At 60.8% G+C, this 24,941-nt stretch carries 19 protein-coding genes and 1 pseudogene; 11 read left to right on the top strand and 9 right to left on the bottom strand.

Annotation, left to right across the window (positions count from 1 at the left end; translation table 11 throughout):
• Positions 1 to 200: 200 nt before the first annotated feature.
• On the bottom strand, positions 201 to 437 hold the full coding sequence (locus C482_RS07075) for a hypothetical protein (protein WP_006166842.1): 237 nt from the start codon (positions 435 to 437) through the stop codon (positions 201 to 203).
• A 165-nt stretch (positions 438 to 602) separates the two neighbouring features.
• Entirely contained in the window at positions 603 to 3,566 is a 2,964-nt protein-coding gene (gene uvrA, locus C482_RS07080; protein WP_006166843.1) for an excinuclease ABC subunit UvrA, read from the bottom strand.
• 186 nt (positions 3,567 to 3,752) lie between these two features.
• On the opposite strand from uvrA, the gene C482_RS07085 reads away from it, so the two are divergent.
• Positions 3,753 to 4,340, top strand: coding sequence for a hypothetical protein (locus C482_RS07085; RefSeq protein WP_006166844.1), 588 nt, complete (start codon positions 3,753 to 3,755; stop codon positions 4,338 to 4,340).
• Between the two features lie 1,039 nt (positions 4,341 to 5,379).
• Here C482_RS07085 and C482_RS07090 read toward each other — a convergent pair.
• Positions 5,380 to 6,162 (bottom strand): hypothetical protein, encoded by a 783-nt coding sequence (locus C482_RS07090; RefSeq protein ID WP_241431894.1) that lies wholly within the window; start codon positions 6,160 to 6,162, stop codon positions 5,380 to 5,382.
• 177 nt (positions 6,163 to 6,339) lie between these two features.
• Positions 6,340 to 6,579 (bottom strand): hypothetical protein, encoded by a 240-nt coding sequence (locus C482_RS07095; RefSeq protein WP_006166846.1) that lies wholly within the window; start codon positions 6,577 to 6,579, stop codon positions 6,340 to 6,342.
• 141 nt (positions 6,580 to 6,720) lie between these two features.
• On the opposite strand from C482_RS07095, the gene C482_RS20340 reads away from it, so the two are divergent.
• Positions 6,721 to 6,870, top strand: a complete 150-nt coding sequence (locus C482_RS20340; protein ID WP_006166847.1) for a DUF7557 family protein — start codon at positions 6,721 to 6,723, stop codon at positions 6,868 to 6,870.
• Between the two features lie 36 nt (positions 6,871 to 6,906).
• On the opposite strand, the gene C482_RS07100 is transcribed toward C482_RS20340, so the two are convergent.
• Complete coding sequence (locus C482_RS07100) at positions 6,907 to 7,566, bottom strand: class I SAM-dependent methyltransferase (protein ID WP_006166848.1); 660 nt, start codon at positions 7,564 to 7,566, stop codon at positions 6,907 to 6,909.
• A gap of 144 nt (positions 7,567 to 7,710) precedes the next feature.
• Here C482_RS07100 and C482_RS07105 point away from each other — a divergent pair, with 144 nt between their 5' ends.
• Positions 7,711 to 8,427: a triose-phosphate isomerase gene (locus tag C482_RS07105; protein WP_006166849.1), complete on the top strand. Its 717-nt coding sequence runs from the start codon at positions 7,711 to 7,713 to the stop codon at positions 8,425 to 8,427.
• 48 nt (positions 8,428 to 8,475) lie between these two features.
• Here C482_RS07105 and nrfD read toward each other — a convergent pair whose 3' ends face one another.
• Positions 8,476 to 9,843 carry an NrfD/PsrC family molybdoenzyme membrane anchor subunit gene (nrfD, locus tag C482_RS07110; RefSeq protein ID WP_006166850.1) on the bottom strand — a complete coding sequence of 456 codons (1,368 nt, stop codon included), beginning with the start codon at positions 9,841 to 9,843 and terminating at the stop codon, positions 8,476 to 8,478.
• A gap of 185 nt (positions 9,844 to 10,028) precedes the next feature.
• On the opposite strand from nrfD, the gene C482_RS07115 reads away from it, so the two are divergent.
• Complete coding sequence (locus C482_RS07115) at positions 10,029 to 10,439, top strand: universal stress protein (RefSeq protein WP_006166851.1); 411 nt, start codon at positions 10,029 to 10,031, stop codon at positions 10,437 to 10,439.
• Between the two features lie 71 nt (positions 10,440 to 10,510).
• Here C482_RS07115 and C482_RS07120 read toward each other — a convergent pair whose 3' ends face one another.
• Entirely contained in the window at positions 10,511 to 11,749 is a 1,239-nt protein-coding gene (locus C482_RS07120; protein ID WP_006166852.1) for an NAD(P)/FAD-dependent oxidoreductase, read from the bottom strand.
• A gap of 379 nt (positions 11,750 to 12,128) precedes the next feature.
• Between C482_RS07120 and C482_RS07125 the strand changes: the two genes are divergently transcribed.
• The 6 genes from C482_RS07125 to C482_RS07150 all read left to right on the top strand — a co-directional run bounded on the left by C482_RS07125 (position 12,129) and on the right by C482_RS07150 (position 22,291).
• Positions 12,129 to 12,791, top strand: coding sequence for a DUF6149 family protein (locus tag C482_RS07125; RefSeq protein ID WP_006166853.1), 663 nt, complete (start codon positions 12,129 to 12,131; stop codon positions 12,789 to 12,791).
• A 166-nt stretch (positions 12,792 to 12,957) separates the two neighbouring features.
• Positions 12,958 to 16,230 (top strand): methyl-accepting chemotaxis protein, encoded by a 3,273-nt coding sequence (locus tag C482_RS07130; protein ID WP_006166854.1) that lies wholly within the window; start codon positions 12,958 to 12,960, stop codon positions 16,228 to 16,230.
• Between the two features lie 185 nt (positions 16,231 to 16,415).
• Entirely contained in the window at positions 16,416 to 19,265 is a 2,850-nt protein-coding gene (locus tag C482_RS07135) for a methyl-accepting chemotaxis protein (RefSeq protein ID WP_049896543.1), read from the top strand.
• A gap of 92 nt (positions 19,266 to 19,357) precedes the next feature.
• Positions 19,358 to 20,248 carry a homoserine kinase gene (locus tag C482_RS07140; protein ID WP_006166856.1) on the top strand — a complete coding sequence of 297 codons (891 nt, stop codon included), beginning with the start codon at positions 19,358 to 19,360 and terminating at the stop codon, positions 20,246 to 20,248.
• A 139-nt stretch (positions 20,249 to 20,387) separates the two neighbouring features.
• Complete coding sequence (locus C482_RS07145; protein WP_006166857.1) at positions 20,388 to 20,759, top strand: hypothetical protein; 372 nt, start codon at positions 20,388 to 20,390, stop codon at positions 20,757 to 20,759.
• 218 nt (positions 20,760 to 20,977) lie between these two features.
• Positions 20,978 to 22,291, top strand: a complete 1,314-nt coding sequence (locus tag C482_RS07150) for a S8 family peptidase (protein ID WP_006166858.1) — start codon at positions 20,978 to 20,980, stop codon at positions 22,289 to 22,291.
• Between the two features lie 114 nt (positions 22,292 to 22,405).
• Here C482_RS07150 and pdxS read toward each other — a convergent pair whose 3' ends face one another.
• Positions 22,406 to 23,314 (bottom strand): pyridoxal 5'-phosphate synthase lyase subunit PdxS, encoded by a 909-nt coding sequence (pdxS, locus tag C482_RS07155; protein WP_006166859.1) that lies wholly within the window; start codon positions 23,312 to 23,314, stop codon positions 22,406 to 22,408.
• Between the two features lie 198 nt (positions 23,315 to 23,512).
• On the opposite strand from pdxS, the gene C482_RS07160 reads away from it, so the two are divergent.
• Positions 23,513 to 24,226 (top strand): DUF1405 domain-containing protein, encoded by a 714-nt coding sequence (locus C482_RS07160; RefSeq protein ID WP_006166860.1) that lies wholly within the window; start codon positions 23,513 to 23,515, stop codon positions 24,224 to 24,226.
• A 26-nt stretch (positions 24,227 to 24,252) separates the two neighbouring features.
• Here C482_RS07160 and C482_RS07165 read toward each other — a convergent pair.
• Positions 24,253 to 24,941, bottom strand: a pseudogene (locus C482_RS07165) (hypothetical protein); the annotation flags it as partial.

Raw genomic sequence — 24,941 nt, forward strand, 5'->3', positions numbered from 1 at the left:
ACGCTGGCTGAACGCCAGTCCTCCACGCCGACACTCGCAGTGACCGCCGCTTGACACCGAAATAGACTGTACTACGTCCTGTCTGACAGTGCCGTCGCACAGTGACAGTGCGTCGGTGAACTGGTTCGCACGGCGTACTCGAGTACGGACTCCCGATTCCGGATCGTCGTCACGAAAAATGAGCTGTACTTGGGTGGCGGTTACCGGCAGGGGCCACACCAGTCACAAAGGACGGGGTCACAGTTGTCGCAGGTACACAGGTCGTCCTCGCTCAGGTCGTCAACGGTTGCGTCGCCGAACACGAGGTACGTTTCGCCGTCGATTTTGACCCGGCGGACCTCCGGTTCGTCGTTCCGTGCGGCGGCACTTCCCGCACCGATTGTGGCGACCCCCAGTCCTGCTGCGCTGGCTCGTTTGAGGATGGTTCGTCGTTCCATTGACATCTCCTATGGTTATTTCCGACTAGTACATAATAGTTTCCCAACAATAACCGATTCGAACGGACCGTTGGCACACCTGTTCGGTGGGACGAGTTCAAAATGAGCGGGTCGTAGTCGAGAACGGAAGGGTGGTGCCAGCCACCGAATAGGCGTCTCGACAACTCAGTCGTCGTCCATCGGCGCGGAGACCGGCTCGACCCGCTCGCCGCGTGGCCCCTCAATGTTGACTCTCGGAAGCAGGTCCCGCAGGTAGCGGCCGGTGTGGGAGTCGTCGAGTCGGGCGACCTCCTCCGGCGTCCCCGTCGCGACGATTTCGCCACCGTTCTCGCCACCTTCGGGACCGAGGTCGATGACGTGGTCGGCGTTCTTCACTAGGTCGAGCTCATGCTCGATGACGACGACGGTGTTGTCGTTGTCGGTGAGCCGGTGGAGGACGTTGATCAGCTTGCGCTCGTCCTCGCTGTGCAGTCCGGTCGTCGGCTCGTCGAGCAGGTAGAGGGTGTTGCCGCTGTCTTTCTTCCCGAGTTCCTCAGCGAGCTTGATCCGCTGGGCTTCACCGCCCGAGAGGGTCGTCGAGGGCTGGCCGAGGGTCATGTAATCCAATCCGACGTCCGTCAGTAGTTTGAGGCGACGACGGATCTGGGAGTTCGACTCGAAGAACTCGTAGGCCTCGTCGACCTCCATCTCCAGCACGTCGGAAATCGTCTTGTCCTTGTAGGTGACGTCGAGCGTGGCGTCGTTGTACCGTGCGCCGTCACACTCCTCACAGGGGACGTACACGTCGGAAAGGAAGTTCATCTCGATCTTTACCGTACCCTGGCCGCCACACTCCTCACAGCGGCCCTCCTTGACGTTGAACGAGAAGCGGCCCTTCTCGTAGCCGCGCTGTTTCGACAGTTTGGTCTGGGCAAACAGGTCGCGGATATGGTCAAAGACGCCGGTGTAGGTCGCGGGATTGGACCGCGGCGTGCGACCGATCGGCGACTGGTCGATTAGGCGCACCGTCTCAACCTCGTCGAGTCCGTCGAGGCTGTCGTGATCGCCTGGAATGACGCTCGTGTTGTCGTTCATCTGGCGGGCGATTCCCTTGTAGAGCACGTCGTGCATCAGGGTCGACTTGCCGGAGCCTGAGACGCCCGTGATCGCAGTAAAGCAGCCGAGCGGGATGTCCACGTCAAGATCCTTCAGGTTGTGCTGACGCGCGCCGAGGATCGTCAGTGCACAATCTGGATCGCGTCGCTCTTCGGGCACCGGAATCTGCCGGCGACCGGAGAGGTAGTCGCCCGTGACCGAGTCCTCGCACTCTTTGACCGCACCGACGGGGCCGTTGACGACGACCTCACCGCCGCGCTTACCTGGTCCGGGGCCCATGTCGATGACAGTATCTGCGCGGCGCATCGTCTCCTCGTCGTGCTCGACGATCAGCAACGTGTTGCCCAGATCCCGAAGCTCTTCTAAGGTGTCGAGCAGCCGGTCGTTGTCTCGCTGGTGGAGCCCGATCGAGGGTTCGTCGAGCACATACAGGACGCCGACAAGTCCAGACCCGATCTGGGTCGCCAGCCGAATGCGCTGACTCTCTCCACCGGAGAGCGTCGAGGCCTCCCGGTCGAGCGTGAGGTACTCGAGTCCAACCTCGACCATGAAGCCGAGGCGGGCACGAATCTCCTTCAGAATCTCTTCGGCGATGACCTTCTCGCGCTCTGTGAGGTCAGCTTCCATCGACTCGAAGTGGCCGAGTGCGTCGCCGATGGACATCGCGTTAATCTCCGTGATGGCGGTGTCGTCGACGAGCACGGCGCGGGAGGCGGGCTTGAGGCGGGTGCCGTCACAGGCCGGACACTCGGTGACGGACATGTAGTCCTCGATGTGTTCGCGGGTGGAGTCGGAGTCGGTCTCGAGGTAGCGCCGTTCGAGGTTCGGAATGACGCCCTCGAAGCGCTTTTGCTTGCGTCGGATGCCGTTTTTCGTGCTGCGCTTGAAGACGACCTCGCGGTCGGTGCCGTAGAGGAACTGCTGTTGGATGTCCTCGTCTAGCTCTTCGAACGACGTCGAGAGCGAGACATCGAAGTGCTCGGCGACGGCGTCGAGGCGCGTCTTGTAATATGAGCGGTTGTAGCTCCAGGCCTCGAAGACGTGTTTGACGGGTTTCGAGGGGTCCTGAATGACGAGGTCCTCGTCGACCTCTTTCGTCTCGCCGAGCCCCTCACACTCCGGACAGGCTCCGTGTGGCGAGTTGAAGGAGAACGAGCGGGTTTCGATCTCCGGGACATCGATGCCACAGTGGGTACAGGCGAGATCCTTCGAGAACTCAACGACGGAGCGGTCGTCGCTCTCGGCCTCGTCGCCCAGCGCGCCGGTTCGGCGGGCTTCCTCGCCGAGTTCGGTTGCCACCTCTTCGGGTGCATCGGGGAGGATGACCTTCAGGACGCCCTCGGCCTCGTCGAGTGCGGTTTCAACGCTGTCGACGATCCGCGGCCGGGCCTCGGTCGAGACCTTCACACGGTCGACGATGACGTCGATCGTGTGGTCGAAGTTCTCGTCAAGTTCGGGCCGATCAAGTGTGAGGTCGTGTTCCTCGCCGTCGACCTCGACGCGGGCGTACCCCTCAGACACCAATTCGTCGAAGAGGTCCTCGAATGCGCCTTTCTGGTCGCGAACGACGGGTGCAGCGAGTTTTGCCTTCGTGCCCTCGGGGAGTTCGAGAATCCGCTCGACCATATTTTGGGCCGACTGCTCGCCAACTTCACGGCCACACTCGGGACAGTGAGGCGTCCCAACGCGGGCATACAGCAGGCGGAGGTAGTCGTGAAGTTCCGTCACCGTCCCGACCGTTGAGCGTGGATTGTTCGCCGCGTTCTTCTGGTCGATCGAAATCGCCGGCGAAAGGCCTTCGACGGTCTCGACCTGGGGCTTGTCCATCTGGCCCAGGAAGTTCCGTGCGTAGGCCGAGAGACTCTCGATGTACCGGCGCTGGCCCTCTGCGTAGACGGTCTCGAACGCAAGTGAGGACTTCCCCGAACCCGAGAGGCCAGTGACGACGGTGAGTTCCTCGCGAGGAATCGTCACGTCAAGATCCTTCAGATTGTGCTCTTCCGCACCGCGTACCTCGATCGTCTCCTTACTCATCGGTCGTCCCTCGTCGGATACCGTGAGAACGGCGGTCGCAGCAACGGTGCTCGATCATTGTAGTTGTGTCAGTGGCCGAAGCAACTTAACGAGTCTGAAACCCGAATAGCGTGATGGCTGCTAACACTGAACACAAGGGCTCGTACCGACCAAAGTATCTTCGGTCGGTACCCCGAATGATCCTCCATGAGCGACGACAGCGACGGTCGGCACACGCTCTCGGTCGACGACTTCGTGGAGTACTGTCGAACCCAGGCGGGACTGCTCACCGGCCACGTCGAAACCATGCGCGAGGAGGCCGACGACCTGCTCGACGACATCGACGAGGACATGGCTGAAATCCGATCCCGACTCGAGTCCCAGTCCTCCGGCGTCAACGGCACAGCGACCCCGTCGGCGGGAACTACGGGCGCAACCGGCGTCGGCTCCGAGACGGACGAGGCTGACCTCGACGAAATCGAAGCACTCGAGAACGATGTCGAGGAAAAGCAGTTCCTGGTCGAGGCAAAACAGACGCGAATGGAGGCGTTTCAACAGCTCGCGGCGGACTACACTGACCTGGCTGCGGAGTTGCAATCCGAGGCGGCCGACGGACAGGCTGCACTCGAACGAGTGATTCGCTTCGAAGCGGAGACCGATGCACCGATGTACTTCGAGGAGCGCGAGACGATGTACGAGGCAGCTGCAGCGGCTGGGTCGGCGGACAACTCCTCGGAGGGCAACGATGAGACCGACGAAACTCTGAATCGGGACAGCGCTGAAACGGACAGGTAAACTATACTGCCGGACAGAACTCAGTGAGGAGTCGCGGCCGTCCCCGAAGGTGACGGCCACAGGAGCGCGACCGATCTTCGAATAGTTCTGTCCGACAGTATATTAAATGCTTCCTCGATATCACCGATCGGCTAACCGACGGCGACACTCACTACCCGTTCGACCAGTTCGAGAATGTCGATCAACGAGCCAAGTGGATCGAACGCTGTCTTGAGTCCGGAAAGATTCTGCTCTCAACCGAGGCCTGATGTGAGTTCGTTCAAATCGGTTGCAGACATCGAAGACACTGGGGAGTGGTGCCGCAAGAAAGATTCCGCACGAGTTCTTCGACTTGACTTTGCTATGCGTTGTCGTCGAGTCTCGTCGTCGTGCGTGGCCCTCGGGGGGCTTTCATCGCAATCGTCCGGCGGACGGTACCTATCGGCGGAGGGCTTCGGCTCGGATGTCGTCGCCCACAGCCGGGTCCTCGGCTGTAGGCCTTGTCCTGCACCTGTCGCCGGTGGCCTTCAGTGCTGCCTGCTACGGACGTGCATTTGTTCCGCCGAGAGCAGGGCATGTGCCCCGTTGTTTTGTAAATCGTGTCCCTATGTAATAATTACGGTAGCTACCTGAGTACCGATTGTATCAACTTCAGCGCTCCGCCGATGCACGGTGGGGTCGATCGTGTCGTCAGGTTGTATTTCACTCACCTGCCGGTATCGAACTGCTGCATCCGTGATTCTATATGCCTTCGAGAAGTGGCTGTCTCAGCGGGAGAGAATGGGATTCAATGATCTGCAAAGTACCGACTGAAAAGCTGGGAATCGGGCTTATCAGTGAAGGCGCATCCAGACCGGATCGTCATGTGCAGCCCACAAGATGACCCAGTGATCGTCTATGCACTGTCACTACTCGCTCGGGAGCAGAATGGTCGCAGGAAGAACGGTGGTCCCTGAATCCCACGAACCCGCTCCGCTCGGCAGAGGTCGCTACCGGGGCGCGGTTTCAGTTTCGGTGTCTGGAACCGGACACTTGCCGTGGGGAGTCGATTTGGCTCTGCTTAGAACTCACAGTGATCGTTTTCGACACACTGGTCTATCCACGTGGGTGTCTCGATGTCATCAATATCGGGGTTGGGATCATACTCGTATCGTAGGTCTACTGTCGTCGTTTCGCCTAGCCGAAGCAGATATTCCCCGTACGATGACGCATTAGTCAGTTGATACTGTAACGACGCTTCGCGTAAGACCCCAGTTTCTGTGTCGACGCTGAGTTTACCCGCTGTCGGACTGGCATGCATCGTCTCCGTGTTCACCGTGGTCCACGTCGACGACGGCGCGTAGACCGTCCGGTCTCCCTGCTCGTCGCCCTGGCCGTACTCGAGGTTCCGAAGGTGGTGACTGGTCTGTATGCGTACGAACGTCATATCCGAGGAGTCTACGGTTCCGTTCTCTTCGGTTATCCGGACAACCCTGTCCTGGTGCTCTCCGAAGTGTCTCTCCTCCGCGTCGGTTGGCCCGATTGACTCTATCCAGTCCTTGTCGGTGACGGTAGTCTCGTACTTCGTGTAGACTGTTCCGTCGTCGTAGACGCGTTCGACGGTTCTGTTCCCGTATTCGAACGTGAGGTGTGCGTTGTCGTCGGCGATGACCGTTCCCTCGTGTGCGACCAGTAACCCATCGCTCTCCGTCGATATTTCTCCCGAGGTGACGTACGACTCGGACTCACCAAGTTCCACCGGCCGGTCTGTCGAATCACCGCTCAGGGGGAGCAAAAACAGGGATGCGACCCCAACGAACACCAGCATGATTGCCACACTTCCGATCAAAACTCGACGATTCATACTCGTGTGGTTTTTACAGGAGAATATTAATTTTCTCAAGGGTACACCCGAGTCTCGTCACAGATGGCGTTAACGAGACTTCGCGTCTCGTTCGCACACCAGAAATCGAATATTTCTGGAGACGCCTTCAGGCGCGGGAAGATATCAACCAATGAGGAGTGACCTGCTATTCCACATTTAAAGATCGCCCTGCAGCACGATCTCGTCGCCGACTGATGCGACCATATCCTCCGTGACGAGGTAGTCCTCCTCGTCTTCGCCTTCCCAGCCGATCGTCGCCAGTACGTGTTCGGCCACCGACGGGTTGGGATCGACATAGGCACGGTCGCCGTCGACCTTCGCGACGATTCCGAGTTCCTTCTGCTCTGCGTCGACGACTGTCTTTCCGACCTCGTCGTCAGTTAACATTGCTGCCATATCACCCGATATGACGAACCGACGCCTAAAGGTCGGGCCGTCTGGTGCCGGCCGCGGTCGTCGTCCGGTCCGACGAGGCGGCCGTCTGTTGCGCGCCGTACGTCTATGTTACTAGCGTGCGATTTGGTAACACGATTCCCCATGACCCACACACTCGAGATCAGTGACGACCTCAAGAACCGCCTCGACGAACACCGCGAAGAGGGTCAGTCACAGGAAGAACTCATCGAGGAGTTGGTGGCAATGTACGAGACGAGCGGGACGTTCCTGCAGGAAGGGTATTCGGAGTGAACGAGCCGCTCTCACACACTCACACATCCTTCGTGATCAGGTGTCGAGCTCCGCGACGAGATACTGCCAGCGCTCGTCCTGATCGGCGAAGCGTTCCGTCGCTCCCCACTCGTCGACAATCGTGAAGCCGGCGTCCCGGAGTTGCTCCCGCGTCGCGTCAGCGCCGGCCATATGCCACTGCATTTCGCTGCCGCTGTCGAGCCAGTCCGGGTTCGACCCTTGCCACTCCGAGATTCCCTCAGAGACGAGAACGCGCCCGTCGGGACGTAGCACGCGAGCGAGTTCATCGAGACACGTCTGATGTTCTGCAAGCGGCAGGTGAACGATCGAGTGGAGTACGATACCTGCATCGACGCAGTCGGCACGGATCGGCAGTCGCGTCATGTCCCCCTGTGCGAGCGATGCGGTAGGCACAGTGTCGGTTGCGAACTCGAGTAGCGTTCGTGAGATGTCGACTCCGATGGCGTCACACACTCTCTCAGTTCTGTCCTCATCTACAACCTCGTCCACGACCGCCGACAATACCGGCGTTCCCTGGCCACAGCCAACGTCGAGCACTCGACCGCCCGCAGGAAGCGACTCGAGTACCGTCGCCAGCGCGGCCCGTTCCGCCCCACGTTCGCCCATCGCTCGTTCAGCAGCGTACGCCGCGGCGATATCGTCGTAGCTCCGGCGAACGACGTGTTTGTCGACCATGGTCGTCCATCCGGGCAGTGGCTGATTAATCTTGCCTGCGTGTGACTTTGGATCCCACACTTGGCTGTCCCACCTGCCTTGATCGCAGAGCACCCAGCACCAGAGACCACAACTGCGATACACCATCCCGGCGAAATCGCGGATATGCACGAACTCGAGTCCCCCTTCTTTCTGGTCAACACCAAGACCAGCCCCAAGGTTGTGGGCGACGACCTGTGCGAGTTCGCGGCGACAGTCGAGCGCGTCGCAGCAGACACCAGCCGTCGGTTCGCGCTCGCGCCGCAGGGGCCCGATATACGCCTCGTCGCTTCGGAGACGGCGCTTCCGGTCGTCGCCCAGACGGCCGTTCGCCACGAGGATGCGAGTATCGGTGACGTGACCTGCGAGGCGGTCGCCGCTGCCGGTGCTGATGCCGTCTTCGTCAACCATCCCGAGAACGAGGACGCCCTTGCAGCCGTCGGCCGACTCGTCGAGCGTTGCGACGCGCTCGGGCTGGCATCGATCGTCTGCGTCCCGGATCACCAGACTGCCGCGGCGGCACTCGCGTTCGATCCAGCGCCGGACTGCCTGCTGTTCGAACAGCCTGCAGACATCGCTTCCGAGGGTGGCGTAGTACGGTCGAATCCGGCGGTACTCGAGTCGTTTGTCGAGTTCGTCGCGGCAGAGGCTCCAGAAACCAGGGTCTTCGTCGGTGGCGGGATTCGAACAGCCGAGGACGTAGCGCAGGCGTTCGACTGCGGCGTCGACGCGACCGGCGCAGCCTCGGCCGCGCTGGAAGCCGCCGATTCCGACGATTTCGAGGCGTGGCTTCGAGCAGTTGCAGCGGTGATGCCGACGGCCGAAGGCGGCTCGAATACGTGAGGAAGAGGCGAGAGCTGGAGCCGAGGGAAGAAACCAGCGAACGCCGCGCTACTCGTCTTCCGACGCCGACTGTCGATTCGTGTGGTTGTCCACCCTGCCCTCTTGGTGGTCAGCCTGCAGGTGCTCAATCGCGTGTAACTCGAGTACCGGGACAACTTTTGCGACGAGTAAGAAGAACAGCGAGACCATACCGATCGTGCCGGTGACGGACGCAATTTCGATCAGACTCGGGATATAGTGACCGGGCGTAGCAGCGTAAATCTCGAAAGAGGGATGGAGCATGCCCTCGACGACGAACAGCACCTTCTCAAGGAGCGTCGCGGTGAGAACGGCGAGAGCGCACACGATGGCCCGGCCCTTGGAGAACAGCGAGGGGCGAAGCGCTTGCGCGAAGATGTATGCGAGAACGAGGCCGACGAGTGACATGGCAGTGAGGTAGATGGGGTCGGCGAGAGTCGCGGACCAGACGATACCAAGGTCGATCGGCGGGGCGAAGCCGCTGGCGGTGATCTGCTGTAACTGGAGCCAGAGGAACAGCAGGCAGAAGAAGCCAAGCCAGAGCAAGAGACCACGGAAGACATCGTCAGTGATGATGTGATCCCAGTCGTAGGCCCGCCGGAACGCTGCCGAGAGCAGGATTACGCCACTGATCGCTGAGGTAAGGGCGATGGTGAGGAACTGCGGGCCCTGAACGGCACCGAACCAGCGCGGCATCGACGGAATCACGGCGAACAGCCACGGAATGACGCCGCCGTGGAGCAACAGCGGTGCCATGATGATGATTGCGAGAGCGATCCACCAGACCATTCGTTGGATAACTTCGTCCTCACGCTCTGAGTAGCCGATTGTGAGCAGCGAGTAAATCGGTCCGTACCGGTCAGGAAGGTCGTCTCTGAGCCGGCTAATGTCGTACCGAAGCGTCAGTCCGAGATAGGTCGCGGTCAGAACGAAATAGGCCGTGATGACCGTCACGTCCCACACGAGCGGCGACGCGTGAACGGTGATGTGGTAGTGTCCAACGACGCTCGTTACCATCCGGTCCGGCCGGCCGAGGTGAACGATGATGTAGAAACCGGCTGCAGAGAGCGCCCCGATCGTGAGCAACTCGGCCAGGCGAGCGACCGGCATGTAGCGTTCCATCCCGAGCAGTCGCACCGCAGCCGAGAGGATAATCCCGCCGTGAGCGATACCAACCCACCAGATGAACGCCCCGATGTAGACGCCCCACGTGACCCCGCCGCCGGTTCCCCAGTCTCCCAGTCCAGTGACGATCATCCCTTCTGCTAGCTGGTAAGCCCACCCAAGCAAGAAGAGACCGAACGCGATCGCCGCAACGGCAACCAGAACGTAGTACGCCGTCGACGTCTCTCGAATCGGCCGCAGGAGATCGGCTTTCGACGGGGATTTCGTGCTCATTGCGAATAGTCCACACTGCTCTACCCCGGCAATCCCTTTCGTTTCGAACGTTGATCTTGCAAGGTTCGTCACTACACGCTCTCCTCTATCCCTCGTCCGCCCCAGTTGCTACCGAAAGAAGCGACTGCACCACAGGCATGAGAACAATACACACACTCAAGTGTGATGCCACCGTACCGTCTGTCATGCACCTGCTCGTCGCACTCGACGAGTCAGAACCAGGCTGGGCTGCACTCGAGTACGCCCTTTCCGAGCACCCTGACGACGAGCTAACGGTGGTTCACGTGGTAAATCTCTCCGAGAGTGGGTACGGCGAGGTTGGACATCTGGGGACGGGGACGATGCTCGAGCAGCGACGGGAGCGGGCGGCGGCGCTGTTCGAGCGGGCGCGAGAACGCAGTGGAGGCCACTCCTTCGACACTGAACTGATTGAGGGACGGCCGGCGCGGGCGATCGTCGACTATGCGCGCGAGCATCCGGTCGACCGAATCGTTATCGGGAGCCACGGACGGACGGGTGTCTCGCGGGCGTTGTTAGGGAGTGTTGCAGAACGGGTCGTTCGGCGAGCGCCGGTGCCGGTGACGATCGTCCGGTAGGACACGCAGACGCCGCAGCAAGAATTGGCCGGTCAAGGCCAGTGGACGGTGTTGTTGCTGTTATTCGTTGGCTACTGCTCCTGTGCGGGTGCGAGTTTGTCGGCGTCGACAGACTGCTCGAGCAGCACGTCTGCCTGATCGACAACCGTACGCTGTTCACGCATGAGCTGTTTGAGCGTGCTCTGTGGCGAGAGATCGCCGATGAGGACGCCGCCGACGATTTTGCCGTCCTTGAAGGCGATACGACGCCACTCGGTGTCGCTGTAGCGTCGTTCAACGTGTTCGTCGCCAATCGTTGGGTGACCAAAGGAGAGGAACGGGAAGTCAAAGTGCGTAATCGAGTACGAGGAGACCCACTCGAAAACCTCGTCTTCGTCGTCTGCGGCCATGTTGACTGCGGCGACGCGGCCCTGCTCCTTGGCCGAGCCCCAGGAGCCGTTCTGGGCCTGGTCGCCGAGCAGCACGTCGTAGAAGCGCGTGATGTCGCCGGCCGCGTAGATGTCGTCGACGTTCGTCTGCATGTATTCGTCGACGACGATGCCGTTGTCCATCTCGAGGTCGACGCCGCGGAGGAATTCGGTGTTGAACGTCAGGCCGATTGCGACGCCCGCAAAGTCACACTCGTAGCGCTCGCCATTGGGGTCGACGGCGGCAGTGACGGTCCCATCGTCGTCCGTCTCGAAGTGGTCGACACCGCTGTCGAAGACCGGTTCGACGCCCACGTCGCGCATGCCCTCGTGCATGATCTCCGCGCCGTCTTCCGAGAGCGCGTAGCGCCACCAGCGGTCGCCGCGCATCAGGTACTTGCCTTCAACACCCTGTGCGCCACAGACAGCGGCGAAGTCGATGCCGAGGAGGCCGGCACCGACGATGACGCCTTGCTCTGCAGCTTCTGCGCTCTCGCGAATCCGGCGAGCGTCCTGGAACGTCCAGAAGTGATGGATGCCCTCAGCATCGCTGTGATCGACTGGTAGCTGGGTCGGCGTGCCGCCGGTCGCGACGAGTAGCTTGTCGTAGGAGATCTCCTCTCCCCCGTGGGTGTGGATGACGTTCTCGTCGGCGTCGATCGACGAGACGTGCGTGTTGAGCGAGAGGTCGATATCGCGCTCTTCGTACCACTCCTCGTCGTGGATCGAGATCGGCGCTTCGGGAAGTTTGCCTTTCGCGTGCTCTTTGATGAGAATACGATTATACAGTGGCTCCCCCTCATCGGTGATGACGGTAATCGTCGACTCCGGGTCTTCCTCCCGGAGGGTCTCGGCGGCCGAACTGCCCGAGATCCCGTCTCCGATGATGACGTACTCTGTCATATCCCGACCGTTCGTAATGCGGGTTAAAGTGGATTGCTATCTCGCTCATTTTTCCTTCGATTACGAATACCTGAACGATATTCGACTGTTTGTGCAGGATTGTGAACATTGCTAATATAGCAACAACTGCAACTAGTTACACACTGATCGCACGTCCGCGGTTCTCACTCGTTCTACTCGCTCCGAACCGTGCTGCCGTCGTGCGATCAGGTGTGCAGTGACTTGCAGCGGCTACTATAGTGTGTGCCACCAGCAGGAATCCTCACGCTACCAACACCGCTGTGGGACTGACACCACCAACGCCACCCGACAGACACCACCGACGAGAGACGTCAGCCGTCCCGAACGGCTCTTTACGCTCCTCGCTCTAACAGTCTCCATGAAGCTCCGCCAGAACGCGCGCCATTTCGCATCGCGAACGGCACTCGAGACACCGGTTGTTCGATCGGTCGCCAAATCGGGGCTCGTCAAACTCCACACTCGCGTCTTTTTGAAGAAGGCAGCCCCCGAACACGCCGACGAGCGCGAGGCTCACCTTGACGACCTCTTTGAGGCGACCGTTGACACGTACCTGCGGGCGCTCAACGACGGCTACTCCGAGGCTGAAGCCCGGGAGATTACGCACATCCAGGCCAACTTCGACTTCTACAACCATGGCTGGACCGAGATGATGGAGTTCCCGACGGACGAACTCGAAGCCCACTACGACCGCTACCGGGAGTTCTTCGAGCGCTGGGATATCACGATCGACGAACCACTCGGACAGTTCAAACCGCCAGAAGGGCTGACCGAGGCTCCCTCGACACCGGAAAAGCTCGAGAATCCGGAGCATCCACACGCCGAGGGTGGCTTCGCGGATGATGTCTACGTCGAAACGGAGTCTGGCGAACTCGTCGTTGGCGGCCAGGAGGAACCGGAAAATGTCGATGTTTCACAGGCAGTCGGCGTGAGTGGTGAGACGGCCACTGACGCCAATGGTAGTGGCGGTGACGGCAGCAGTAGCGAGGCGTTCGGATCCAGCGGTAACGGGAGCCGCGACTAACAACCGGAGAACAACAACCGAACGGCGAAAACAATCGTCTGTGTCACCAGCCATCAGCTGGAGGGGATTCACAAATACTGGTAATTACTTTCCCTCTGGCCGATTATCGGATCTGATACTCCCCAATGACACTTTATGTGGGAACGATCACACGCGTTGTATATCGATGGATCTCCGACGAGTAGTGCCTGCAGCGATCCGACGCCGGTACGCGGTCAAGTTCGGGATCGCATTACTGGTGCTCGGACTTTCGGTAGGGCTGATCGGCTTCGTGGCGACCGCTGGTATCACTCACGAGGTCGAAGAGCGTGTCCAGGCCGATCAGACGTCCTTCGCCGGACAGGAAGCACAGGGACTGCAGATGTGGAACGAACAGAACGAACAGACAATCGCGACGTTCGCACACTCGAACGTCGTCGCGAGTGACGAGCCGACCGCGATCGAACAACAGCTGCTCGACTGGGAAGAGCACCTCGACGTCGACATCGTCTCGCTCAGCTACGCTGACACCGACGAGGGTGCGATCGTCGCGAGCACTGACGGCGACATCCGCGGCGCGTCGACGGATGAACTCGAGTCCGTTCCAGAATCTGCCTTCGACGAGGCGACGGCCGAGGTGCCCTGGGTGTCTGAACCGTACGTCCTCGACGGCGAACTTGGCGAGGATGCCGCGGTCATCACCTACGTCCTGACCGTGCCCGGACAGAACGACAGGGCAATCGTCTACACGGTCGAACTCGAGGCCTACGGTGGTCAGTTCCAAGACGACGAGCAGGTTGTGACTGTCGTCGTCGACGGCAACGACGAGGTCATTCTCGACAACGCTGGCTACGGAGACGACTACGCGGCACTCGGCGAACCGTACGGCGGCGACGACGCCCTCGTCGACACCGCACGTACGGAGGGTGCGAGCACGTGGGAGGTGTCGGGCAACGGCGCAAGCGTTCTCGACACCTACGACTTCGACACCGACGAGTACGTCGCCAGCTCGGCCCCCGTCTACGGCACTGACTGGGTCGTCCTGACGCACGAACCGACCGATCAGGCCTACGGTTTCGTCAATACGGTCAACGACTGGGGATACATTGCGACCATTGTGGTCGTCCTCATGATCGGGATGGTTGGCGCGGTGCTCGGCCGAAACACGGCCGCTTCGATCGACCGTCTAACGAACAAGGTCGGCCAGATGGAAGACGGCAACCTTGATGTCGACCTTGAAACAAAGCGTATCGACAGTATCGGCCAGCTCTACGATGGCTTCGACTCCATGCGCGCCACACTGCGTGAGCAGATTAACGAGGCCGAAACTGCCCGCAAAGAGGCTGAACGCGAGCGTGAACGTGTCGGTAGAATCAACCGTCAACTCGAACTGACCGCCGACGAGTACAGCGACGTAATGGTGGCCGCCGCCGACGGCGACCTCACCGCGCGAATGGACGCCGACACCGACAACGAGGCGATGGCCGACATCGCGACGGACTTCAACGTCATGCTCGANGACGGCGACCTCACCGCGCGAATGGACGCCGACACCGACAACGAGGCGATGGCCGACATCGCGACGGACTTCAACGTCATGCTCGAGGAAATCGAGCAGACCGTCGCGGAACTCAGTCAGTTCGCAACGGACGTGGCAACGGCGTCCGAGCAGGTGACCGCCTCGAGCGAGGAGGTCCGCTCAGCCTCTCAGCAGGTCACCGAATCGATTCAGGAAATTTCCGACGGCGCAGAACGGCAGAACCAGTCGCTCCAGTCGGTCAACCAGGAGATGAGCGCGCTGTCGACCACGACGGAGGAGATCGCTGCCTCCTCGAACGAGGTTGCAGATATCGCCGAGCAGACGGTATCAACCGGACAGGCCGGTCAGAAGGCCGCTCGCGGTGCAATGGCGGCAATGGACGAGATCGAAACTGAGGCCGGCGCTGCCGTCGAGGGCATCGAGCGCCTCGAGGAGGAGGTCCAGCAGATCGACCAACTCATCGCGACGATTTCCGAAATCGCTCGTCAGACCAACATGCTGGCGCTGAACGCCAACATCGAGGCCTCGCGCTCGGTCAGCGGCGAAGACGAAGAAGGGTTCTCCGTCGTCGCAAAGGAAGTCAAGGCACTCTCCGAAGACGTTGCCGACGCGGCCGACGAAGCAGAGGACCGACTCGAGTCCATCCGTGAACGCACGGAACAATCTGCGGCGGAAGTACAGGGCACGAGTTCGGACATCGTCGATGCTGGTGAGCGGGTCCAAGAGGCAGTGACTGCATTAGAGGAGATTGCAGAACTCGCTCGTGAGACAAACGTCGGTGTCCAGGAGATTTCGGCAGCGACCGAACAGCAGGCGGCTTCAACGCAGGAGGTCGTCGCAATGGTCGACGACGCGGCGACGGTCTCCGAGGAGACGACGACCGAAGCGGAGAACGTCGCAGCAGCCGCCGAGGAGCAGACGACGGCGCTGACGGAGGTGACGGACTCGGCGTCGAACCTCTCCCAGCAGTCCGGCCAACTCTCGGCGGCGCTCGACCGGTTCGACACCGATGTCGAGGACGCGGAACTCGATCCCGACGCGGAACTCGATCCCGACGCGGAACTCGAGACCGCACAGACGGAACTGGATCTCGACAGCGACGACGCGGACGGTGTGGGCGACGAAAATGGTGTGAACAATAACGAGGACGCGACAATTGGCATCACGTTCGACGAGGAGACAGCGTTCGAATCCGCCGACGAATCGACTGATGACGGTGATCTGCTCGATCCAGTCGGCTCCGATACCGATGACAGTGGGGCTGTTGAGCAGTCTGATCCACTGGCCGAAGATACTGAACAATCTGATCTGCACGCCAACGATGCTGAGCAGTCTGATCCACTGGCCGAAGATACTGAACAATCTGATCTGCACGCCAACGATGCTGAGCAGTCTGATCCACTGGCCGAAGATGCCGAGCAGTCTGACCCAGACCCACTTACCCTAGACGGTGACCACAAAGACCCACTTGGGACTGACCAGAACACAGCACGGACAGACGCCGACCCACTGCTGGATTCGGCTATCGATTCGGAGCGACAACCCGACGACGCTGGTTCGCACACCGAACCGGCCGCCGACGCCACTACCGATACGCGAACGGACTCGAGTACCGGTGTCGATCCACTCGGGCCAATCGACGGCGAAGACGAGGCGGTGCAGACGACTGAGGCAGGTTCAGACGAAGAGAGCGAGTGGGGCTTCGAGAGCAGGCCAGTTGAGAATCACGACGCTGTGAGTGATTCAGCTGACGAACCCGATGGCGTGAGCGATTCCATCGATGACAGCCACACAGATCGTGATGAGGGCGATGACGGTGACGCGAACACCGAGGGTGAGGACGAGAGCGAGAGTCAGGGCGAGGCCGACGCCAATACCGACGACGTGTTCACGTTCGGAAATACGTCGGATGACGAGTAACGCGTTCGGCGAGCGGGCCTCATAGCCGGTTTGTTGTATTGGTTATACGGTCTCTCGGTCCCCGTTGGCCAACTCCGGCAATTCTCTCCGTCAAACGGTTTCCTCAACTGATGTTGGTGGTTTCGTATCCACTGACAATCACGTTTAACGATAAGAATTAAGTACATTGCTTATCGTTAGCACCTATGGTGTGGAAGGGACGGCGTCTCATACCGTCGTTCATCAGACGAAGTTTCGCAGTGAAGTTTGGAATCGTCTTCCTCGTCCTCGGTCTCTCGATCGGTGGCCTCGGATTGGCTTCGACGATGTTACTCACGGAAAACGTCGAGGCAACGTCGCTCGATGAGCGAGAGGATGCAGCGTATCAGGAAGGAGTCGCACTCGAGGAGTGGCTCACACAGAACGAGAATCAGGTTGCCACGACAGCCGACGCGCCGGTGACTGATAGCAGTGACGTGGCAGCAATTGACTCCTATCTTGAAAACGTCTACTACGATCTCTCCCAAGCGCGTGTCAACGCTCTCTACGTCGACACGGAGACCGGTGAGGTTCTCACTGGCATCGGGACTGAGGCCGAGGCGGTCGAGGAACTCGAGTTCCCCGATACAGACGAACTCAACGAGAATCTCTCGACGAATCTCGTCCACCGAACAGAGCCGTACGCGACGCCGGACGAGACGGGACTCGAAACTGACGAGCAGGCGGTCGTCTCCTACTATATCGGCGTCGATGGTGGCAACGGAGCGTTGATTTTTAGCTTCGATCTCGCCGAACGGTCGACTGGGATGGTCTCTGCGGCCGACTCGGGAACGGTCGTCACTGTTGTCGACGAACAGGGACAGATCGTCAGCGACGACGCCTATCTCGGCGGCAGCATGGGCGAAGAGGGACAGACGTTCCTTATGGAGTACGAGGACACGAACGGTGTGCTCGAGGCGAGTCAGGAAGAAGCACGCGGCTCGATCCGCGTTGACGATCCGCCGGGTGAGACACTCCAGAACGAACCGTACAACTTCGATCCTGAGGGGTACGTCGCCGGCTACTACACGACCAACGACGGCTGGACCGTTCTCGTCCATACGGATGAAGCGGACGCGCTCGGCTTCGCCAACAGCGCGACTCAGTTCGGGTTGCTGATCACCTTCTCCGGTGTCGCGCTGATCGGTCTCTTCGGGGCGATTCTCGGCCGGAACACGGCTCGCTCGCTGAGCGACCTCTCCGATCGCGCGACATCGATCAGAGACGGTGCGTACGACACGACCGTCGAATCTGCCCGTATCGACGAAATCGGCGTCCTCTACGATTCGTTCGACGACATGCGAGACTCGCTCGTTGAGACGATCGGCGATGCCGAAACCGCTCGTGAAGAGGCCGAGCACGAGCGTGAACGCATCGGGAGAATCAACCGCCAACTCGAGCGGACAGCCGACGAGTACAGCGACGTAATGGAGGCCGCTGCCGACGGCGACCTCACCGCGCGAATGGACGCCGACACCGACAACGAGGCGATGGCCGACATCGCGACGGACTTCAACGTCATGCTCGANGACGGCGACCTCACCGCGCGAATGGACGCCGACACCGACAACGAGGCGATGGCCGACATCGCGACGGACTTCAACGTCATGCTCGAGGAGATCGAGCAGACCGTCGCGGAACTCAGTCAGTTCGCGACCGACGTCGCCACGGCCTCCGAACAGGTAACCGCCTCGAGCGAGGAGGTCCGCTCAGCCTCCCAGCAGGTCTCCGAGTCGATCCAGGAAATTTCCGACGGCGCAGAACGACAGAACCAGTCGCTCCAGTCGGTCAATCAGGAGATGAGCGCATTGTCGACCACGACGGAGGAGATCGCTGCCTCCTCGAACCAGGTCGCAGACATCGCCGAGCGGACGGTCACCACCGGTCAGGAGGGCCAAGAAGCCGCCCAGGACGCGATCACTGCGATGGACGAAATCGAGACCGAGGCCGGCGCTGCCGTCGAGGGCATCGAGCGCCTCGAGGAGGAGGTCCAGCAGATCGACCAACTCATCGCGACGATTTCCGAAATCGCTCGTCAGACCAACATGCTGGCGCTGAACGCCAACATCGAGGCCTCGCGTTCCGCAAGCGGAGAGGACGAAGAAGGGTTCTCCGTCGTCGCAAAGGAGGTCAAGACACTCTCCGAAGACGTTGCCGACGCGGCCGACGAAGCAGAGGATCGACTCGAGTCCATCCGCGAGCGGACCGAAGAATCCGCCGCGGAAGTGCAGGGGACGAGTTCGGACATCGTCGACGCCGGACAGCAGGTGCAGGAGGCAGTCGATGCATTAGAGGAGATTGCGGAACTCGCCCGCGAGACTAACATCGGCGTCCAGGAGATTTCGGCGGCGACCGAACAGCAGGCGGCTTCAACGCAGGAGGTCGTCGCGATGGTCGACGACGCGGCAACGGTCTCCGAGGAGACGACGACCGAAGCGGAGAACGTCGCAGCGGCAGCCGAGGAGCAGACGACGGCGCTGACGGAGGTGACGAACTCGGCGTCGAACCTCTCCCAACAGTCCGGCCAGCTTTCGGCGGCGCTCGACCGGTTCGACACCGATGTTGAGGACGCCGAACTCGATCCTGCCGTGGAACTTGAGACTGCACAGACAGAACTGAATCTCGACAGTAACGACGTGGCCGGTGTGGGCGACGACGAGGATGCGACTACTGGCATCACGTTCGACGAGGAGACAGCGTTCGAATCCGGCGCGGAGTCGACCGCAGCGGACGATCACGATGCCACGGCCGACGACAACCCCGATCCGCTCGCCGTCGAGGCGGGCAGTGGCGAGGGTGTCGACAGCGAGACGGAACCGGACGCGAGTTCGGGCGACGCCGTCGATCCACTCGGCCCAGTTGCTGAGGAAGGCACGGACGATGGTGATGGTGATGGTGCTGACGATGGTACAGACGCTGATACTGCTGCTACCGACGCCGAGAGCGAAGGTTCGGACGACGACGGTGACGACGCAGACGACGTCTTCAAATTCGACAACGCACCGGACGAGCAGTAGCGCGTAACACATCGACGGCCGGGGCACACTCCAGTACCGTCCGCTGAGCGCGCTCCGCTACCTTTTTGCCTGCAGTGTAGCAATGGTTCGGCATGCTCACCGTGCGGGCTCCAGCGACGAGCGCAAACCTGGGGAGCGGCTTCGACGTCTTCGGCGTCGCGCTCGGCGCACCCGCAGACGTGGTCCGGGTTTCTCGCGCCCCCGAAACGACGATTTCCGTAACTGGCACCGGCAGCGAGTACATTCCCGAAGACCCGAAGAAGAACACCGTCGGTGCTGTCGCGGAGGCGCTCGAGGCACCCGCACACATCGAAATCGACAAAGGTGTCCGGCCGTCTTCCGGGCTTGGGTCCTCGGCCGCTAGCGCGGCCGGCGCTGCCGTCGCTCTCAACGAACTCTACGACCGCGGCCTCTCTCGAAAGGAACTCGTCCCCATCGCCGCCGAGGGCGAGGCGATCGTCTCCGGGACGGCCCACGCGGATAACGTCGCCCCCTCGTTGCTCGGCGGTTTCGTCATCGTTACCGACGATGGCATCACGCAGGTCGACGCATCGCTTCCTGTCGTCGTCTGTCTGCCCGAGATCACCGTCTCGACGCGTGATGCACGCGGTGTCGTCCCCGAACAGGCCCGGCTCGGCAACGTCGTCGACACCGTCGGCCACGCTGCAACTCTCTCCGTCGGCATGACGCGCAACGACCCCGACCTCGTCGGCCAGGGTATGGCAGACGAAATCGTCACTCCCGAACGCAGCGCCCTAATCGACGGCTACGACGCCGTCCGCGAGGCCGCACTCGAGTCCGGTGCAACTGGCGTCACCGTCAGCGGTGCTGGCCCCTCGATCCTGGCAGTCTGTCAAACGGACTCAGACCGCGGCGCGGTTGCCGGAGCGATGCTCGACGCCTTCGATTCGGTGGGGATCGAGAGTCGCGCCTACCAGACGGCGATTGGCGAGGGGGCGCACGTGTACGGCGACCGTTCCTGACCACGTTTTGTTGTTCTTTCACCGGCGTCCGTCCTTCACCCTCCACTCTGTTTCGTTCCTCTCGTTACCGACTCGAGTGGTCAATTCGTAGCCCTCCGTCGGCCACACTTCTATCGTCCAGCCCGCCGCAGACCCACGTATGAGTACTCGAGTTGACGCCGCGCTTGCCGTGCTCACTCTCACGATCTTCGGCGGGCTCGCGCTGGTGACCGACACATCCCTCTCACCGCTGTTGTTCGCGGTCGGCGGCGCGCTCACGGTCGGCTTCGAACTGCTCGCGGCCCGCGATCCGGCGCGGGTTCGCCGGTACTGGGAGCGGTGGCCGGTCCAGATCGGCTCGCTCGTGCTCGCGGCGCTGGTCGCAGTCGTCGGGGCACAACTCGCTCCGGTGGTGATCTGTTCGCTCGGCTGTGGCGTGCTCGTGAGCTATTGTACGCTGCTCCTAGGGTGGCGTATGGGTATCTTGCCGCCGCTTCAGGCCTGGTGGAAGACGACTGGGGAGGACCACTGAGTAGCACGTTCCTGGCTCCATCCCGGTGCTCGCCGCGTATCACCTGTTTGACTCGGAGAAACTGTCACGTACGCCAACTCGTCACAGCGACACACCAACCCTGATTTCGACAGCACGTTCGCTTCGAAGTGAGTGTTGTACTTGAGTCGTTCAGGTCTCGGATACTGGTTGGTAGACGGGATTATACAATTTACGTCGATATTCTGGGTGCGACTGTCATGTCGGATGAAATGACGTACAACGGTACCGGTCGACGGAGCGTGCTCAAAGCGGTCAGCGGTGCAGGAATCACTCTGGGTGGGCTCGCGAGCGTGTCGAGCGTACAGGCTGACTCCAGCGGTGACGCGGGTCGGTTCAACGTCGGATACGTGACTGAGGTAGGAGAACAGCAAATCAGGGACGCGGCGGACAACGTCGTCCACGCGATCCACTCTGTGAACACACTCACGGTCGAGGCGGCGGATGAGGGTATGGAGCCGCTCACGGAGTCCGATCACATCGATTTCGTTGCGCCGGACCAGGCGTACTACGCCGGCTCGGACGTAGACGACAACAACGACAATTCGGATGGCCAGGTTGTCCCCTGGGGTGTCGAACGAATCGGTGCACGGAAAGCCAACAAAGCGAGCAAGCGTGGAAAAGGGGCCAACGTCGCGGTGATCAACACGGGTATTGATCCGACCCATCCGGACCTCGCCGCGAATCTCGGCGACGGCATCGCGTATACTCGCGCATCGGCTGGCCACGACACAAACTGGGCCGACGATAATGGTCACGGAACGCACGTCTCCGGGACGATCGCCGCACTCGACAACGACTTCGGCGTCGTCGGCGTCGCGCCGAAATCGACGCTCCATGCGGTGAAGGTTCTGAACGAGGATGGCGTCGGCTTCGCGTCCGACGTTGCGATGGGTATCATCTGGTCCGCTATCACGAACCGTGATGTGGCAAACATGAGTCTGAGCGGCCCGTACTCGCCGCTCGTCCAGCGCGCCATTCAGTTCGCACACAAACGTGGCGTCCTGCTAATCTCTTCGGCGGGTAACGATGGCGGAGCCGTCTCCTATCCGGCGTCCGCACCGGAGGTCGTCGCAGTGAGTGCAACGACACAAGACGATGGCTTCGCGGCGTTCTCGAACTACGGTCCGGAGATCGAACTGGCCGCCCCGGGTGTTGATATCCTCTCAACGCTACCAAGTGGCGAGTACGGTATTGGAACCGGGACATCGTTTGCAACGCCGCACGTAACGGGAACGGCAGCGCTGTTGATGGCGAAGGGCTACTCTGCAACGGAAGCCCGTTACTTCATGAACAAGACTGCCACCGACATCGGGCTGCCGACAGAACAGCAGGGTGCCGGCCTGGTCAACGCCGCAGCGGTGGCCAAAATCACGAAGAAGTCGGCGAAGAAGGGGAAGAAAGACGCCCACAAGAAGGGGAAAGGCTACGGAAAGGACGGCAAGAAGGACGCCAAAGGAAAGAAAGGGACAAAAGACGGCAAAGGCAAGAAAGACAAGCCAAAAACGAAGTAACGCGCCGATCGACCGTCACTGGTTGTCCAGGTCATCGACCACGATACCTGTCGTCGTCCACTGTCGCTCCTTGTCGCCCCTCAACCACACTGCCGAGTTCGAGGGTCTTTGTTCTTAGACGCCGCGACCCTGTAACTTCTCTTCCTCGGGGAGATCGACGTTCGCGTCACCTTTCATCCCCTTGCCGAGGTTCTTCGAAATCTCTGCGAGTTCGTCGGCATCGTCCCAGTTGTTCACGGCCTCGACAATTGCCTCGCCCATCACTGGTGGGTTCTCCGCGCCGAAGATACCGCTGCCAACGAAGATGCCGTCACACTCGTGGTGCATCATGAGCGCCGCGTCTGCAGGCGTCGCGATGCCACCCGCAGCAAAGTTGACGACCGGGAGACGGCCCATCTCGGCCGTTTCGTGGACGAGTTCCGCAGGTGCTTCGATCTCACGGGCGTAGGCCTCGCGTTCCTCGTGTTTCATCCCCTCCAGTTGGCGGATCTCTCCTTTGATCGTCCGCTGGTGGTGGACAGCCTGGTTCACGTCGCCGGTGCCAGCTTCGCCCTTGGTTCGGATCATCGCCGCACCCTCCTCGATCCGGCGCAGCGCTTCACCGAGGTTGCGCGCACCACAGACGAACGGGGCCGTAAAGTCGCGCTTATCGATGTGGTAGGCGTCGTCTGCCGGGGTGAGCACCTCCGACTCGTCGATCATGTCGACGCCGACGGACTCGAGAATCTGTGCTTCCTTCGTGTGCCCGATACGGGCCTTCCCCATCACCGGGATCGAGACTTCGTTGACAATTTCTTCGACGTCCGCCGGATCTGCCATCCGGGCGACACCACCGCGCTTGCGGATGTCCGCCGGCACCGCCTCAAGTGCCATGACGGCGACTGCACCCGCGTCTTCGGCGATTCGGGCCTGTTCAGGGTTGACGACGTCCATGATAACGCCGCCCTTCTGCATCTGTGCGAATCCGCGCTTGATGAGGTCAGTCCCACGTCGGAGTTCTTCGAGATCTGTGGTCTCTGCCATAGTGTGGCGTTTTCACCCACGGCACTTACGCGTATCTGTTGCGGACGAGCCATTAGTTATAACTCGTTTACCAGGATAGAACACTTTTAACTTTAGTTCCCTTACCAATACGATCGTTCGAATGTGGTTCAGAAATCTCGCCACTGCCAGTAACCGCTACTGTTTTGCGGATTCATCCCATCGAACTGGACGAAATCGATGTCTACGTCGACCAGGCCGCAGATTCGCGACCATACCCACCACCGGTTGCCGCGATACCTCGCGCCAGTCCCGCGAGTACTCGAGAACCTCGGACTCAGATTCGCCTGGCTCGTCGTGGCAATCAACCTCCTCGGGACGGTCTTTGGTTTCTGGTACTACTCGGGGCAGTTCGCCCAGACGCCGGCCGTGATGTGGCCCTGGGTGCCGGACAGTCCGATGGCGACGCTGTTTATCGCACTGGCTATCGCCGCCTGGAAACTCGGCCACGAACTGCCGTGGCTGACCGCGCTCGCGTTTTTCGGGAACATCATCCTCGGGCTCTGGACGCCGTACACCCTGCTCGCGTTCTACGACTCGTACTCGTATCTCCATCCGCTAATGTTCCAGTTCCTCTTCTGGAGCCACCTCGGGATGGTCGTCCAGGCACTCGTCCTCTACCGGATCAGCGACTTTCCCGTCTGGGGTGTCGCCGTCGCGCTCGGTTGGTATACGAGCAACCTGATCGTCGACTACTTCATCCCGATCGTCGGTGAGCCCCATCATACTGCAATCCCTGTCGCGCGAGACGAACCAATGTTCCTGCAGGCCGACGCACTCGGCGTCATCGCCGCCGGAGAGGTGACGTTCACGCTGCTCGCGCTGTTTCTCGCGCTCGCGATTCGGGCGAAACAGTGTGAAGTTGCACTCGAACAGCAGCACGCAACAGCCTGACCAGCCTCTCGTTGTTCTTGCTCCGGTCACTCCTCAAGTTCTCGCGTTCGAACACGGTAGTACTCTCCCTGGTACTCGTAGAGCCCGTCTGAATTACTTCCGAAGACCGGATACGTCGCGTCGTACTCCTCGAGACGAACCGCGGAGACGTCGTGTTCGTCCGCAAGCGCAATCGCATCCCAGAGCTGTTCGAACCGAAGCAGTTGCTCCGTGATGACGTGCTGGGGATCTACATCGTCCTCGTCGTCGCTCGGTTCGTCGACCACCTCGAGTTCAAACGCGGCGAGACGATGATACTCGTCGTCCTCGCCGCGGGAGGAGTGAGCGACGAGTGTCTCACCATCTCCACCAGCATTGTCGCCGTTACCGTCGCCGTCGATATCATCACCCGACTCGAGTTCGATCTCCTCGATCGCGTCCGTCGACTCGAGTGTGAGGTCAGCGGACTCGAGTTCGAACGTCGTCGCGAACGCCAGGATTTCGTCGTCACGACTGTCTTCGAACCAGCCGCGAGCGCGGAAGGCGTACGTTCCTGATCCGACGCCGACGAGCGCCAGTTCCTCCGTTCCGCCGCCCGAAGCGATTCGGTCGCCGTCCAGTATACCGTCGTTATCGGGGGTGACGATCCAGGTGTGTTGCTCGCTGGGTTCGACGTACATTAGCGGATCGGGGTGTCCGAGCGGCGCAACCCGGTACCACTCGCCGTCGACGTACT

It is taken from the genome of Natrialba chahannaoensis JCM 10990, from assembly GCF_000337135.1.
Classification (GTDB): Archaea; Halobacteriota; Halobacteria; order Halobacteriales; family Natrialbaceae; genus Natrialba; species Natrialba chahannaoensis.